Here is a 266-nt window from a genome sequence, read left to right as displayed (position 1 = left end):
GAGGAGGTTGCCCTGGCGGTCGTAGGCATAGTCGACAACGCTGGCACCGGGCAGGATTTTTCGGACGAGGCGACCGGCGTGGTCGCGCTCGTATCGAGTGATTAGCTGACTGTTATCGTCGCCGTATTCGGTCTTTTCCAGCAGGTGGCCGTTGAGGTCGTAGGCATACGCGGTGCGTTGGCCGTCGAAGCCGGTTTCCTGGCGGATCAGACCGTTGGGGTGGTAGTCGAGTTGGTAGGTTTCGCCGGCTTCGTTTTCGATCTCGG

The 266-nt window shown here is 60.5% G+C and carries 1 protein-coding gene; it reads right to left on the bottom strand.

The window, feature by feature from the left end; all coding sequences use genetic code 11:
- Positions 1–266 (bottom strand): hypothetical protein (locus tag OC445_RS26990; RefSeq protein ID WP_262020465.1); only part of this gene is annotated, 266 nt, incomplete at both ends.

Origin of the sequence: Pseudomonas sp. Pse35, from assembly GCF_024519715.1 — a bacterium.
In the GTDB taxonomy this organism is placed as follows: Bacteria; Pseudomonadota; Gammaproteobacteria; order Pseudomonadales; family Pseudomonadaceae; genus Aquipseudomonas; species Aquipseudomonas paracarnis.
This window is presented reverse-complemented; position numbering and strand designations above follow the sequence as displayed.